Raw genomic sequence first — 14,826 nt, 5'->3', positions numbered from 1 at the left:
CGGATGTTATCGATCAAGGGCTTGGATCTATCGGGGAGCTGGAGGAATTTGTTGAGGTGATGGGTCAAGTTTACTTATGGTGGGATTAATGAAGTAAATTCTGAGTTGTAGGAGGAGAGACCCCGCATTAGTCCTGTCAAGTCACGTGGAGCCGGGTAATCGGTCAAGATCGACAAAATCCTGGTACTGGCCCTGATCCATACAAGAACCCTGACACCTTTTAGTGTCAGGGTTCTTGTATGAATCTTAACCGGTGTATAGGGGTTGTTTTATCTTGCGAGTATAGATGTGTGGACATTCAGCGCACGGGCACACCCGGTCCAAGCGGTAGGCCGATCAGATACCACGCGATGATCATCACGATCCAGATGCCCAGGAACAACAGTGCATATGGCATCATAAGAGAGATAACAGTGCCGATGCCGGAATTTTTTTGATACTTACTGATATAGGCAAGCATCATTGGCATATACGGGCTCATCGGGGTGATGGTGTTGGTGGAGGAATCGGCGACTCGGTATGCAAGTTGGATAAAGGCCGGGTTATAGTCCATCAGCATCAACATCGGAATAAAGACAGGTGCCATCAACGCCCATTGAGCGGAGCCGCTGGTGATAAAGAGGTTGAGAACGGCCGTCAATAAGATAAAAGCGATTAACACAGGAAGGCCGGTCATATTGAGGCTCATCAACAGATCGGCACCGTTTACCGCCAGGAACAATCCCATGTTGGTCCACTCAAAATAGGCGATAAACTGGGCTGCAGTAAAGATTAATACGATAAAACTGGACATATCTTTAATCGCTTCACCCATCAGCTGTGGCACATCGCGTTGGGTTTTGATCTTGCCTAGCATCAGTCCATAGGTGACGGACACAGCGATAAAAAAGAACAGAATAATCGGGATAATACCTTTGATAAAGGGAGAATCAAGGATATCTCCCGTTTCAGGGTTACGAAGGAGGGCTCCTTCCGGAACAACGGTTAACGCCACTAGCCCGACAAAGAGTACGGCAACGATTCCACTTACCTTTAAGGCGCGGTTTTCTTGAGCCGTTAAGTTTTCCAAGGTGGCTTTTTCATCCCCACGGTAAGCGCCTAAGCGAGGTTCCACCACTTTATCGGTGATCCAAGTGCCCAACAGGGCGAGAACAAGGACCGAAGCGGACATAAAATACCAGTTGTCTAAAGGGGTGACCGTCAGGTTTGGATTAATCGTTTGCGCTACTTTGGTACTGATTCCCGACAACAAAGCATCAGTACCGGCGATAAAGAAGTTAGCCGTAAAACCGGACCCCGCTCCGGCCATACCCGCTGCCAAACCGGCGAGGGGATGGCGCCCCAAGGCGAGAAACACCATCGCCCCCAGGGGTGGGATAATGATCATCGCCGCATCCGAGGCCAGGTTTCCCAAGATGCCGGCAAAGACAATGGCAAAACTGACAATGGAGCTGGGAACGTTAAGGATCATTTTACGAAGGACGGCTTGGATTAGACCCACTTTTTCGGCCAATCCAATTCCCAGCACCATACATAATACCAAGCCTAAGGGTGGGAATTCGGTGAAGTTAGTTATCATATTGGTTATGGCCCAGTGGAACCCTTCCGTGCTGAGAAGGCTTTTAACCGGAACCGTTTCACCATCTCCAGGGTGAATAACGGACAGTCCCCAGTGGGAGAGCAAGGCGGAAACAACAATGATGATTACGCAGAGATAAACGAATAACATAAACGGGTGCGGCAATTTATTTCCCACGATTTCAATCCATTTGAAAAATCCGCTGTCTTTTTGTGATGGTGTACTTGGATTGGTGTTGCCGATTGACATGGGTGTTTCCTCCTTTTTTGCCGTGTTACGTCGAGAGGTTGATCGCGGCCTGAACAAATAGCTTTACGCCGTGCTCCAGGGCGTCTTCATCGATATCAAAGCGGGGATGGTGGTGGGGGTAGATGATGCCTTTCTCTTCGTTTCCAGCACCCACAAACACAAAACAGGCGGGCACTTTTTCGGCGAAGGCAGAAAAGTCTTCACCACCCATGGCCGGCGGCAAGTCTGCCAACCACTCTTCCCCAAATGTTTTCACCACCGTTTCCTCCATAAGTTTAGCTACTTCCGGATTGTTTACAACCGAGCTGTATCCACGACGGTAATCAAATTGATAGGAAGCGCCGTGAGCTGCAGTTACACCTTTTACAATCTGGTCGATCAGGGTAGTTGCTTGTTGGCGCACTTCTGGTTGAAAGCTTCGCACCGTTCCCGCCAATTCGACTGTATCGGGGATGATATTATAGGCGCTCCCGCCATGAAATTGGGTAATCGTAATCACCAGTTGTTCCAAGGGGTTTACGTTTCTAGATACGATATGCTGGAGATTGCCGATCACTTGGGATGCGATCGCGATGGGGTCGATGGACTCCTCCGGCTGGGAGGCGTGTCCGCCCTTGCCTTGGATGGTGATATCAAAGCGATCAGAGTTGGCTGTGACAGGTCCGGTTCGTACACTGATCTGACCGATGGGGATGGTAGACATGAGGTGGATGCCGATGATCTGGTCAACACCATCGATTACTCCCGCTTTTACCATCTCCTGTGCTCCACCGGGATGAAGCTCTTCCGCATGTTGAAAGATAAAACGGATCTCACCTTTTAGCTGATCCTTCCACTGCGAAAGAATCTTGGCAGCACCGAGCAGCATAGCCGTGTGTGCATCATGGCCACAGGCATGCATGACTCCTGCTTTTTTGGAGGTATACTCACATCGGTTTTCCTCCTGAATGGGGAGAGCATCCATATCGGCGCGCATCGCCAGAACCTTGCCCGGTTGTGTACCGATCAAGCGGGCGACTACGCTTGTTTTGGTAGGGCGCTCAAGTACCAGTCCATCAATTGATTGCAAGGTATCGAATACGAATTGTGAAGTGTTTTCCTCTTCAAATGAAAGTTCTGGATTTTGATGCAAAAATCGTCGCCATTGAATCACTTCCTCTCGGATTGCCGCATTTAGAATGGTTTCGCTATTTTTCATCAATGATGACCCTCCTGGTTATCGAAAGTTTGTATGATAGGGAAGCTTTCTACGCTATATTAACAAAAGAGAGATTGTTTCGTATAAGCGAATACCAGCAAAGCGTCTGCGGTAAGACTATCGATCAGCCAACTATTTCGTGTCAGTAAATATAACATAATAACTTCGATTATACGCAAGATATTTTGTTTGACAAGGCTTTTATCTATTTTTATTACAATCAAATGTTGGAAACGAACGACATATCATGGGCGTTCGTTTCTCTTGTTATACTAATAAGGAAAGAATTCTTTGCTGGGGATGTGGTGGTCGATGAATGATCAAGATTGGCGTATTTTAACAACTTTATATAAAGAGAAGAACATCACAAAAACAGCAGAGAAGTTGTGCATCTCCCAACCCGCTTTAACCTATCGTTTACGACAAATGGAAAATGAGTTTAATATTACAATCGCTTATCGCGGTAGGAGGGGAGTGGAATTTACGGCTGAGGGTGAATACCTGGTCAAATATGCACAAGAGATGTTATTACAGTTGCGCAACACCAAGGAACAAATGTGGAATATGGATACGAAGGTGCAGGGGATCTTGCGCTTAGGGGTGTCCAGTATTTTCGCTAGATATAAACTGCCGCTACTGTTAAAACACTTTCGCCAACAGTATCCCGATGTTGAGATTAAGGTTTCAACTGGTTGGAGTGAAGAAGTGATGACGATGGTATATAAACAGGATGTTCATATCGGGATTATTCGCGGGGAATACAAATGGCCGGATCAAAAATATTTGTTGATGGAAGAACCGCTCTATGTCGTCTCAAAAGAGGCGATTGAGTTAGAAGAATTGCCTCGCTCCTCTCGGATCAACTATCAGACGGATTCAACGTTGCGTACCATCATCGATCATTGGTGGATGGAGCATTATTTGCAGCCATCGTCGATTACGATGGAAGTGGATAAGATGGAAACCTGCAAAGAGATGGTACTGCATGGGTTGGGATATGCGATTTTACCGGGGATTTTTTTTGATGACAGTGAGGAGCTGTGTAAGATTCCACTCATCGCCAAAGATGGGGGGGCGATTCTGCGCAAGACATGGATGATTTATCGGAAGGATTCGCTGAAGATCTCCGCAATCCGAGCGTTTGTAGCATTTATGAAGGAAAAGAAAGAGGCACCCTAAGGTGCCCAAGACTGTTAAGAGAAAAGAGTAGCGCTTTTGTTGTCAACGAGTGTTATTAAAGGCCCCACCGTTTAACGGCTATCCTGTTTTACGACTGCTGGGGTCTTTTCTCGTCTCTTAAACCGTGTTGTTTTCCCGCTTAAACCTGACTGCAAGCCAAGGATAAAACATTACCACTACTGCCAACAGCAAGATCAAGAGGGAAATGGGAGAGGTGTAAAAGGGAGCAAGGCTTCCTTCGCTAATCAATAATTGCCGTCTGAGGTTTTCCTCCATCATTTTTCCCAATACCAATCCCAACACAAGGGCTGCCGGTGAGAAGGCGTATTTTTTCATCAAAAATCCCACCACACCGAACAGAAGCATCATCCAAACCTGGAACATCCCATTGGATACGGCATAGGATCCGATAATGGACAACAGGATGATGATGGGGGCCAAGAGATAGTACGGCAGTTTTAAAATGGCAGCAAAAGCTTGAACGGCGATCCGACCGCTACTAAAAACGAGGATGCTACCGAGCAACATGGAGATAAAAATACCGTATAACAGTAACGGTTGTTGACTCATCAACTGTGGTCCCGGTTGTAACCCTTGCAAAGTTAAAGCGGCCAAGATGATCGCGGTGGTGGGGCTACCGGGAATGCCTAAGACCAATGTGGGAATCATCGAGCCTCCCGCCGCGGCATTATTGGCCGCTTCCGGTGCGATAACGCCTTCTTCTGCGCCGTGGCCGAATTTGTCGGGATGTTTGCTGGCTCGTTTGGCTTCACCATAGCTGACAATGGAAGAAATCGATCCGCCGGTTCCCGGTAAGATCCCGATTATGGTTCCAATCAGCGCTGATTTGATCAGCACCCATTTATGGTGGAAGAATTCTTTTAGTTTTAAAATCTCCAGAGAGACCTGACTACCCATATTCATGTTGCCGCTCTTTTCACGGGTAGTCACTTGATGAAGTACTTCGGCCAGGGCGAATGCACCGATCATAAGCGGAATTAACTCCACCCCGTTTAACAACTCCACATTACCGAAGGTAAAGCGCTCCACTCCTACAATCGGATCGACGCCCACCGTGGCTAGAAAGATACCAAATAGACCGGAGATGAGAGCTTTTACCATATTGTTTGTTCCTACCGATGCGATCACCGTCATTCCCAATACGGTAAGCGCAAAGTATTCGGCACTGTGGATCTTAAGCGCCACCTGAGAAAGAGGGGGAGCCAGCAACAGCATGATAAGGATGGAAACAACTCCACCAAAAGCGGAGGCGCTGATCGCTAAACCCAACGCTCTTCCGGCTTTTCCCTGTTGTGCGATGGGATAACCGTCAAAGGTGGTGGCGACGGCTTCCGGTGTGCCCGGTGTGTTAAAGAGGATGGCGGTGATCGATCCGCCATAAGCGGAGCCGGTATAGATCGCCACCAATAAGATGATCGAGGGCAGGACTTCCATATAGTAGGTAAACGGTAACATTAACACGATTGCCATCGAAGAGCTGATCCCGGGGAGGGCACCGAAGAATACGCCGATTAACACCCCGATAATGATCAGGAAGAGATTTGACCAGGTGAAGGCTGATTCCAATCCTTCCAAAAACAAATCCATTGTTATCACATCCCCTCTCAATACACAAAGTGACTGAGTTGTTCGATCGCTTCGATTCCCGTGGGCAGGGGAACGGACAATACTTTGCTAAATATCAGGGTAAAAACGGTGGAGATCAACACCGATGAAAGGAGTATCTTTGTCATCTGTTTCTGACCCAGGAGATAAAAGAGACTACCGACGAGCAAAAACGAGCTGATCAAAAAGCCGAGAAATTCGCTCAACCCGATAAATAGCGCGATAAACCCCAATATGCCGAAAAAGCGGATGCTGATTTTATTGGCATCGTTCTTCCCTTGTTTTTGCTGCTTTTTCACGGCTTGATAGAGCGATATGGCTAACAGTAGCATGATTAAGATTAAAATTCCCTGAGAAAAGCCGGCGGGTCCGATTGGATCCGCTTCACGGCTATTGTTAATGGCAAAGGAATTTTTAAAAAATAGAGCCGATATCGCCAATAAAATCAGGTGAAGAATGATCTCTCCCATGGTACTCCCTCCTCTTTGATGCGTTATTCTTTTAAGCCCAAATCAGTCGCTACTTCCTCGAAGATTACGTATTGCTCTTCCCATTCCTGGTGGAAAGCTTCGGGGTCCTTATATCCCTCGTTTAGATCCGCCAGATTTTGGGCGGCGTATTCTTTATACTCGTCGGTTTCATATGCGGCTTTCATTTTGACGATCAATTCTTTTTTGATGTGATCCGGTGTCCCTTTTTTTACTGCAAATCCCCGCCAGGAACCGATGGTCACGTCATATCCCTTTTCCACCGTCGTGGGGACCTCTTTAAATTCCGGCACTTTGGAAACCCTTTCATCATTGAGGATAACAAGGGGTTTTACCTTTCCATCTTGCACATAGGATGCCGCGCTGATCAGTTTGTCCATATACATATCTACTTCTCCACCCAAAACCGCCGCTTTTACTTCAGAACCGGAACGATACGGAACAAAGGTGGTTTTGATGCCGGTCTCTTTGGCTAATGATCCCAAGGTTAGATCGTCGAGTCCTCCTGGGCTGACTCCCGCTACTTTGATCTTTCTTTTCTGTCCTTCCTCCAACAATTGATCAAAGCTGTCAATCGGGGAATCGGCGGGCACCAACACCACATAGATATCGGATTGAATCTGTGCCAAAGGTTCAAAATCCCGCATCAATTTCACTTTGCTGGTACCGATGACGTCAGCGATCACATGGGAGGGAGTGACCTCAAAGACGGTATAGCCATTCGCTTCCCGGCCATGAGCGTAATACATCCCAATTACTCCGCCACCGCCGTCTTTGTTGATCGGCTGAATTGGATGAGCAAGATCCTGGTTCATAATGTCGGCAAACTTCCGGGCAAAGGTGTCGCTGGCGGATCCTTCCCCAAAGGGAACGACCATCTCAATCGGCCGATTGGGATAGGATGAGGCGGTAGAAGCTTGATTCGCTTGTGGGGTACATGCGGCTATAACGAATGAAAGCGTTATCAATAATGGGATTATCAATTGTTTCATCAGAATGAACCTCCTGTTATTCATTTTCGTTCATTTCTGAAAATGGGGTTACAGTGTTAATAAAAGGCTGGTGTAGCCGGATGCGAGGCTACTTTCTAGTGTTATAACCTTTTCATCACTTGGATGAAAGCGGATAGGTTTAAAGCTATGGCGACACCAGTCTGAATTTTTTCATCGATGAATCAGATATGACTAGACGTTACTGGAAGAAAGAGTGGCCGTCGGTACAAAGGCAAAGCCATCCATCAAACGTCGGGCGGTCCGACCTATTGCCGCCCGTTTAACGGACCAGTCGGAATCATGGTGCTGTACTGCCGCTTCCGCGTAAATCACACCGGAAGGGTGTCCAATACGGATTCCATCTTTGCTAGTAGAGAAGATGCGGTTTGGCAATGTGTCCGGGATGTGGGCGGCAGTAGCCAAAGCGACCGCACCGCTTACGGCGAAAGCTCGGTGTAAGCGTCCCATTGAGATATAGGCGGAAATGATGTCGATTTCTTCCTGACGAATGATACGGTGAGTCGTTGTTGTAAATTCCTCTGCCCCGTGGATGACCGCAATTTTTGGAAGGGCGTTAGCCCCTGCTGAAACGGAGGCTTTATCGTGAATAATTCCAGCCAACATCCCTGCTTTTAAGCGAATTTCCTCTAGATCTTGCAGCATTTCTTCGTTGGTTTCCAATTGGTGATGCAATTGTGCCCCAGGGATATTCCATTCGCTTCCCTGAACAAAGACCAAGGTGTTGACAGAATCGACAATTGACACTTGAAACTGGCGACCATTATCAAGAGTGATACGATCGATCGGATGGTTGGTAGGCAGTGTTTTGCCAGTAAATGTGCCACCAGCGTCCAAAAAATTGAGCATGATTTTGGATGCGGAGCCAGGAACACCATCGATGGAAAAGTTCCCCTCGTACTCGATTTGACCGTTGCGAACGGGAATTTCTGCCACAATTCGTTTGCCGGTGTTTGTATTGTAAATATGGACTTCGGTGACCGGCTCCGTCAAGGTGACAAATCCTTCCTCCGCGGCATATAAGCCGACTGCTGAAGCCATGTTTCCACAACTTACCTTATAATCGATCATTTCTTGATTTAGACTCACCTGACCGAACGTATAGTCAATATGAGCTTTCGGCTGAGACGGAGGACCAACTAAGGCTAATTTACTGGTAAGTGATGTTCCGCCTCCCAAGCCGTCGATCTGATTGTGATCCGGACTGCCGAAGATTCGAAGCAAAACACGGTCTCTTATTTTTGGCTCGGTAGGGAGGTCGGTAGTGCGGATGATCAGTCCTTTACTGGTTCCCCCTCGGATGAGGGTGCTTCGTATTTGATAGGTCTGCCCATAATCAAACATGCCTTTCACTCCAGCTCATCGATTTTCTACTTTCAGTGTAATACGGGTTTATTAATAAAAAAAATACAGATATTCAATGCAAATCGATAAAATCATTTTATTTAAATACAGATAGGAGAAACATTTTTATGCCCAAGCAAGTTTGATTCCTTTTCCGCATAAATAAAAGGGTACATCGCATAAGGGTGAGCGGTAACTCTTTTCATATTTAGAGGGAACAGGACGTGCACGAGTAAAAAGATTCGAACTGTTTAATAAGAAGGAGGATGTACGGTGGATGATTTTAAGCATGAACTGAAAAACTTGAGTGTTGACGAATTTGTGCCGGGTCAGGTAACTTCTTGGGATCATCAAGCCCAGTACGATCCGGCGCTGGCACAACGCTGCGGCGGTTGTTTCCGCTGTGGTGGCGGCTGTTTTCGCTGTGGAGGATTTCGTTGCGGGGGTTGTTTTCGCTGTGGAGGATGTGCTTGTGGTGGATTTTTCCCCATTTTTCCCCCACCATGCTTTGGCTGTGGGGGCTGTGCCGGTTGTGCCAATTGTTTTTAAACAAAGTGGGCTATCGTGAGAAGAGCATCATTCCTGCCGCTGGCAGGTTTTTTTCTTTTAACGTACAAACGGACAAATCCTTAAACATACACATCAAATTGATGACTCGGATGATTCAACCTAAGGCGAGGAGGTGCGCGATTTGAATCTTTCCATGCGTTTAAAAGTGAAAGCCGACACATTTTATCTTCCTAATCCCAACGGTGGAGTCTATTTTTGTAACAATGAAGGTTCGTTCCGTTTACAAGGTCAGACGATTGATCGATGGATTGAAAAGTTGTTCCCTGTTTTTAACGGAGAACACACCTTGGAAGAATTGACACAGGGATTACCGGAACCGCACCAGAAGCGGATTATCGAAATTGCAGAGGTTTTATTCAACCATGGATTTGCGCGCGATGTCAGTCAAGAGCACCCTCATCAGTTGCCGCAAGCGATTTTGACAAAAGCGGCTTCACAAATTGAGTTTCTGGATCACTTTGGCGGGTCGGGCGCATTTCGTTTTCAGGCCTATCGTCAGGCTAAAGTATTGGCGGTCGGATCCGGTTCGTTTTTGATCTCGTTGGTGAGAGCTTTGTTTGAATCGGGACTGTCCCGGTTCCATCTGCTGATCACTGACGCTGAACCGACCAATCGTGAACGTATAGCGGAATTGACAACCGTTGCAGCCCAAAGCGATCCAACGGTGGCAGTGGAGGAAATCGCGTTGGAAGCGGAAAGCTCCTGGCGCGATGCGGTACAACCCTTTGATACGGTTTTATATGTGTCACAACAAGGGGATATGGCGGAACTGCGGGCACTAAATGAGAGCTGTAGAGAGGAGGAAAAGGTATTTCTCCCCGCCATTGCATTAAAGGGGATGGGATTGGCGGGACCGTTGGTACATCCGGATTCGACAGGGTGTTGGGAATCCGCCTGGCGCCGGTTGCACCGAACCGCACTGGAGAAAGAATCCTGTGCCATATCCTCCACTGCTGCAGCAATGTTGGCCAATGTGATCGTGTTTGAATGGATGAAGCAGGTGACGGGGGTTGCTACAAAACAGGAGAATCAACTATTTTTGTTGGACCTGGAGACTTTGGAAGGGGATTGGCATTCGTATTTGCCTCATCCGCTGGTCGGAGAGCAGGCGGTGATTGGGCAGGTTCAGGATCTTGAATGGCGGCTGCAAGAAGGGTCGGACAAACGCGATTCAAATGAGTTGCTTTTTCATTTTAGTCGCTTAACTTCAACGCAAGTGGGAGTTTTCCATATATGGGAGGAAGGGGAGTTGCAACAGCTTCCCTTGGCCCAGTGTCGGGTGCAGGTTGTCGATCCGCTGTCGGAGGGACCGGCTGAGCGGTTACCCGCGATCATCCGCACCGGCTTCACTCATGAGGAGGCGCGACGGGAAGCGGGATTGGCCGGGCTTGAGGCGTATCTTTCCAGAATTTCTTCCAAGCTTGTGGATGGTGTAAAACAGTCGGGGATGTTCGGTGTTGGTGTGGGTGAAACGGCTGCGGAGGCGTTGTGGCGTGGCATTGAGAAGTGTTTGACTAAAAATTTGTACCAACGGTTGGCCAAGTGGAAGCCCACCATTGATCATGTACAGTTGGATGCGGTTGAAGATGAGCGTTGTCGTTTTTATATCGAGACGTTAACAAACATGCGAGGATCACCACTAATTGGTTTAGGGGAAGAGCTGTTTCAATTTCCAGTGGTTTGGGTGGGAGCGGGTGGAAGGTGGTATGGCAGTGTCGGTCTCAATCACACAGAAGCGTTGCGCAAGTCGTTACAGCAGGCGGTATCCCATGCACAAAACGAGGAGGGGCCGTTAACGATACAAGCGTTGGCGGATGCAGATGTGCATTTGACAGAGAAAGCGAAGCAAAGGTTGGTGATCCCAGCTTCTGAAGGTGGGCCGAAAGTGGCGGAGCTACAATCGGTCTTACCGGATTTGCAACGGGACGGTAAGCAGCTTTTGGTTTTTGATTTGGCGATTGAATCGTTTTTAAAGGAAGAATGGGCCGCTGTATTTGGAGTGTGGTTGCAGGAGGAGGAATCGAGATGAGTCGTGTGGTGCTCATGGGAGAAGGTGTGTTGGCAGAGCTTGTCTATGATGAGTTATCAAAGCAATACCCCCTCCTTCGTTTGCATGAGTGGGAGGCGGGAGTGGCGGGAGCGGCGGAATTGGCTCTGGTGGTGCATGATGCTTGGTATCCCGCTGTTCACTACCAGGCGGAAGAGCAGTTTCGATCGGCTGGGATTCCATGGTTGCGCGGTTTTGTCTCCTTTGGCGAAGGAGTGGTGGGACCGTTGGTACGGCCCGATTCGCCGGGTTGCTCTCGCTGTGCGGATGGGAGACGGCTGATGGCGGGACGGGATCGCCAAGAGATACGGGCATTACAACAGAAGTTGGAGGAGCACGGCAAAAATCTCCGTGATCCATGGGGATCACGCACCGGCCTGTTGCAGGTGGCCCATTTGTTGGCGGCAGAGGCGCGGCGGGTGTTGCAAGGGGAACCGCCACATTTACAGGAACAGATTGCTCTTATCAATCTAAAAACTTTAGCCAACTCCCACCACCTTTTTTTACCGGATCCGCTATGTCCGGTATGTAGCCGTCTACCTGCCGATACGGCGGATAATGCCCGAATTTCGCTGAAACCCAGTCCAAAAATGAAGGCAAACCATTACCGTTGCCGCCCTTTGGATAATCTAAAGAAAGTGTTGGCGAAGGATTATTTGGATACCCGCACAGGTGTATTAAATGGAAAATGGCATGATCTAGACTCGCCATTTGCGGCTGTTGCTGTTAATTTACCCTTGTTTGCGGCGGATGAGTTGTCAGCCGGTCGAACCCTTTCCTATGAGGAAAGCGAGCTAACCGCCATTCTAGAGAGTTTGGAACGGTACTGTGGTCTGGGGCCACGAGGCAAGCGAACCACCATCCGCGACTGTTATCGCAATCTAGAGGGGCAAGCACTTCATCCACTTACAGTGGGAGTGCATGCGGAGGAGCAATATGCACGACCGGGTTTTCCCTTTCAACCTTTTGATCCTGAGCGGGTGATGGATTGGGTCTGGGGTTGGTCGTTTTTACAGGAGCGTCCACTTCTGGTGCCACAGTTGCTGGCCTATTACAGCTTAGGATGTGGCAACGGTTTTGTCTATGAAACGTCCAATGGTTGCGCCTTGGGGGGAAGCTTGGAAGAAGCGATTTTCTACGGCTTGTTGGAAGTTGTGGAACGGGATTCATTCCTGTTGACGTGGTATGCACAATTGCCATTACCGCGCCTTGATCTCGCTTCCGTCGATGATGGCGAATTGAGGTTGATGGTGGAACGGCTACGCGTGGTGGCGGGGTATGAACTCCATCTTTACAATGCGACGATGGAAAACGGAATTCCCAGTGTGTGGGCGATTGCCAAAAACCGCAAATCGGAAGGCACCAATCTCATCTGTGCCGCTGGCGCGCATCCGGATCCGCTGCGGGCGGTAAAAAGTGCAATCCATGAATTGGCCGGGATGTTACCACTAAATGAGAAATGGAAACAAAACCGGGAGAAGGCTTACCAAATGTACCACGATTCGTCACAGGTACGACAGATGGAGGATCATTCCACATTGTATGGTTTGCCGCAAGCGGAGGAACGGTTACATTTTTTGTTGGATGAAAACCGACCATGGCAATGCTTTGATGAGGCGTGGAAGCCTCCAAAAAAGAATATGGATCTCACTGCTGACTTACAGGAACTCCTGCAGAAATTCCATCGCTTGCAGCTGGATGTGATCGTGGTGGATCAGACAACGCCGGAAATCAGACGAAACGGGCTCTTTTGTGTAAAGGTGCTGATTCCGGGAATGTTGCCAATGACTTTTGGACATCATCTGACACGTGTGACAGGGTTGGAAAGAGTGTTAAAAGTACCGGTGAAACTGGGGTATGCCAAACAGCCGCTGACATATGCAGCACTGAATCCCCATCCTCATCCGTTTCCATAAGCCGGAATAGGAGGGAGAAGGATGAGTTTGGCGTTATTTCTACATCAACTGCATCGGGAGATCGAGAAGTTGCAACCGCCGGACTGGGAAGTGGATTGGGATGATGCGCCTCATCCCTATAAGCTATATCGCGGCTTACCCGTAGTGCCCCTTTCTGCGGAAGTACCGCTGACATTGAGAGAATCGAAAGTGCCGCAAGAGCCCGATCTTCAAGATATCGGTCATTTTCTTTGGTATGTATATGGGCTTACCCAATACAGCCCATCCATCGATTCAGACGCCTTCAGTCAGGCGCAGAGGATGCGACGTTTTGTTCCTTCCGGTGGGGCGCTGTATCCCAATGAGTTCTACGTCTATCTAAAAGTAAAAGGATTACCCGTCGGTATGTACCATTATGATGTCGCCCATCATCGTTTAGTGTTGTTGCGGGAAGGAAATATCGACACTTATCTGGCGCAGGCGTTAGGGGATCGCTGTCAGGTGTCGGCTTGTTTTGGGACGGTATTTGTTTCCACGCTATTTTGGAAAAACTTCTTTAAATACAATAACTTCTCTTACCGCCTGCAAGGACTCGATGCTGGTGTGTTGATTGGACAGTTGTTGGAAGTGGGTAAGCGATTCGGCTTTTCAGCAGGAATCTACTTTCGTTTTTTGGACCGGGCCGTCAATCATCTGTTGGGGTTGGATGAGACGGAAGAGAGTGTATATGCTGTTATTCCTTTGACGATTCAACCCGCCATCACTTGGTTTGCCGATCACACAGGGGAGAGGATTTCCGCTTCCCAACTATGCCGTGAACTGCCGGAGATCCATCATCATTATGTTCAACGGTCGCACCGCGTAAAGGCGTATCCGCGCTTGATCGAGATAAACGAAGCGTCGATGCTGGAGACGCTGTCTCCCTTTAACGGGGTTGAAACAAAGAGAGGGATTGAGACTGAGGGTGAGAAAATCCCATTGCCTACTGCCGATCGCTTGACGTATGATCTGGCGGAGGTTTGCCGTAAGCGGGTTTCACCGGGGTTGGATTTTGTTTTCCAGAAGAAAGATCGAGAGCAACTGGCGGCACTGCTGTTTGAAGTGACGGCTTCCTTACCCTATCGCAACGATTTGGATGAAGGGCGAGAAAATCCGGATTTCCGTTTATCGTTGCTGGGTTGTTTCTATGGTGTTGAGGGTGTAGCGAAGGGTGCGTACCACTATGATCACACTTCCCATTCTTTGCACCGGATTCGATCCGGCGATTATCGCTATCCGTTGCAACAGGGAATGTCCTTTCCAACTGTTAATCTGTTACAAGTGCCGTTTTGTTTGCATATAGCGGGTGAGCAGGATCACTATTTGCCGCAACTGGGTTATAGAGGTTATCGCATTCAACAGATGGAAGCAGGCATACTGTTACAGCGGTTACTGCTGACAGCAGGTGCTCTCGGGATGGGGGGACATCCGCTGCTCGGATTTGATGGAAGTAGATGTGATCAGCTATACAAACTAGCCCCACAAAAAAAGACCACCCTGATCCAAATCCCGGTCGGTCCCTATCGGATACGGCCGCGATTGGGCGGAGGTCTTCATTGTTGATGGTGCAAGCGGGTATAAAAAAGACAGACGGAATCCCGT

The 14,826-nt window shown here is 48.5% G+C and carries 11 protein-coding genes and 1 pseudogene; 6 read left to right on the top strand and 6 right to left on the bottom strand.

The window, feature by feature from the left end:
• Positions 1 to 5: 5 nt before the first annotated feature.
• Positions 6 to 89: pseudogene (locus tag C8J48_RS19355) on the top strand (hypothetical protein); the annotation flags it as partial.
• A gap of 209 nt (positions 90 to 298) precedes the next feature.
• Here the strand turns inward: C8J48_RS19355 and C8J48_RS08025 are convergent.
• Together C8J48_RS08025 and C8J48_RS08020 are read right to left on the bottom strand one after the other, a co-directional pair.
• On the bottom strand, positions 299 to 1,828 hold the full coding sequence (locus tag C8J48_RS08025; RefSeq protein ID WP_107725778.1) for an AbgT family transporter: 1,530 nt from the start codon (positions 1,826 to 1,828) through the stop codon (positions 299 to 301).
• Between the two features lie 25 nt (positions 1,829 to 1,853).
• Positions 1,854 to 3,026, bottom strand: coding sequence for a M20 family metallopeptidase (locus tag C8J48_RS08020; protein WP_107725777.1), 1,173 nt, complete (start codon positions 3,024 to 3,026; stop codon positions 1,854 to 1,856).
• A gap of 312 nt (positions 3,027 to 3,338) precedes the next feature.
• Between C8J48_RS08020 and C8J48_RS08015 the strand changes: the two genes are divergently transcribed.
• Positions 3,339 to 4,205: a LysR family transcriptional regulator gene (locus tag C8J48_RS08015; protein WP_107725776.1), complete on the top strand. Its 867-nt coding sequence runs from the start codon at positions 3,339 to 3,341 to the stop codon at positions 4,203 to 4,205.
• A 117-nt stretch (positions 4,206 to 4,322) separates the two neighbouring features.
• Here C8J48_RS08015 and C8J48_RS08010 read toward each other — a convergent pair whose 3' ends face one another.
• The 4 genes from C8J48_RS08010 to C8J48_RS07995 all read right to left on the bottom strand — a co-directional run bounded on the left by C8J48_RS08010 (position 4,323) and on the right by C8J48_RS07995 (position 8,673).
• Positions 4,323 to 5,813 (bottom strand): tripartite tricarboxylate transporter permease, encoded by a 1,491-nt coding sequence (locus C8J48_RS08010; protein WP_211316607.1) that lies wholly within the window; start codon positions 5,811 to 5,813, stop codon positions 4,323 to 4,325.
• 17 nt (positions 5,814 to 5,830) lie between these two features.
• Complete coding sequence (locus C8J48_RS08005) at positions 5,831 to 6,301, bottom strand: tripartite tricarboxylate transporter TctB family protein (RefSeq protein WP_107725775.1); 471 nt, start codon at positions 6,299 to 6,301, stop codon at positions 5,831 to 5,833.
• Between the two features lie 23 nt (positions 6,302 to 6,324).
• The gene (locus C8J48_RS08000; protein ID WP_170105287.1) at positions 6,325 to 7,311 is read right to left on the bottom strand and encodes a Bug family tripartite tricarboxylate transporter substrate binding protein; all 987 of its coding nucleotides are present in this window, start codon (positions 7,309 to 7,311) and stop codon (positions 6,325 to 6,327) included.
• A 192-nt stretch (positions 7,312 to 7,503) separates the two neighbouring features.
• A complete protein-coding gene (locus tag C8J48_RS07995) occupies positions 7,504 to 8,673 on the bottom strand; it encodes a 2-methylaconitate cis-trans isomerase PrpF family protein (protein ID WP_107725773.1) in 1,170 nt (389 codons plus the stop codon).
• A 273-nt stretch (positions 8,674 to 8,946) separates the two neighbouring features.
• Here C8J48_RS07995 and C8J48_RS07990 point away from each other — a divergent pair, with 273 nt between their 5' ends.
• From C8J48_RS07990 to C8J48_RS07975, 4 genes are all read left to right on the top strand, one after another.
• On the top strand, positions 8,947 to 9,222 hold the full coding sequence (locus C8J48_RS07990) for a heterocycloanthracin/sonorensin family bacteriocin (protein ID WP_107725772.1): 276 nt from the start codon (positions 8,947 to 8,949) through the stop codon (positions 9,220 to 9,222).
• A gap of 133 nt (positions 9,223 to 9,355) precedes the next feature.
• Positions 9,356 to 11,272 (top strand): putative thiazole-containing bacteriocin maturation protein, encoded by a 1,917-nt coding sequence (locus C8J48_RS07985; RefSeq protein WP_107725771.1) that lies wholly within the window; start codon positions 9,356 to 9,358, stop codon positions 11,270 to 11,272.
• Positions 11,269 to 13,206: a TOMM precursor leader peptide-binding protein gene (locus tag C8J48_RS07980; protein WP_107725770.1), complete on the top strand. Its 1,938-nt coding sequence runs from the start codon at positions 11,269 to 11,271 to the stop codon at positions 13,204 to 13,206. Before C8J48_RS07985 ends, C8J48_RS07980 begins: the two co-directional genes overlap by 4 nt.
• 21 nt (positions 13,207 to 13,227) lie before the next feature.
• The gene (locus C8J48_RS07975) at positions 13,228 to 14,787 is read left to right on the top strand and encodes a SagB family peptide dehydrogenase (RefSeq protein ID WP_107725769.1); all 1,560 of its coding nucleotides are present in this window, start codon (positions 13,228 to 13,230) and stop codon (positions 14,785 to 14,787) included.
• Positions 14,788 to 14,826: the final 39 nt, after the last annotated feature.

Source organism: Desmospora activa DSM 45169 (assembly GCF_003046315.1).
GTDB classification, from domain to species: Bacteria; Bacillota; Bacilli; order Thermoactinomycetales; family DSM-45169; genus Desmospora; species Desmospora activa.
The sequence above is the reverse complement of the archived record's forward strand: the minus strand, read 5'-3'. Positions and strand labels throughout refer to the sequence as shown.

Coding starts and splice junctions, on each gene's coding strand:
- C8J48_RS08025 (WP_107725778.1), bottom strand. CDS start 1,828: ATGTCAATCGGCAACACCAATCCAAGTACACCATCACAAAAAGACAGC.
- C8J48_RS08020 (WP_107725777.1), bottom strand. CDS start 3,026: ATGAAAAATAGCGAAACCATTCTAAATGCGGCAATCCGAGAGGAAGTG.
- C8J48_RS08015 (WP_107725776.1), top strand. CDS start 3,339: ATGAATGATCAAGATTGGCGTATTTTAACAACTTTATATAAAGAGAAG.
- C8J48_RS08010 (WP_211316607.1), bottom strand. CDS start 5,813: ATGGATTTGTTTTTGGAAGGATTGGAATCAGCCTTCACCTGGTCAAAT.
- C8J48_RS08005 (WP_107725775.1), bottom strand. CDS start 6,301: ATGGGAGAGATCATTCTTCACCTGATTTTATTGGCGATATCGGCTCTA.
- C8J48_RS08000 (WP_170105287.1), bottom strand. CDS start 7,311: ATGAAACAATTGATAATCCCATTATTGATAACGCTTTCATTCGTTATA.
- C8J48_RS07995 (WP_107725773.1), bottom strand. CDS start 8,673: ATGTTTGATTATGGGCAGACCTATCAAATACGAAGCACCCTCATCCGA.
- C8J48_RS07980 (WP_107725770.1), top strand. CDS start 11,269: ATGAGTCGTGTGGTGCTCATGGGAGAAGGTGTGTTGGCAGAGCTTGTC.
- C8J48_RS07975 (WP_107725769.1), top strand. CDS start 13,228: ATGAGTTTGGCGTTATTTCTACATCAACTGCATCGGGAGATCGAGAAG.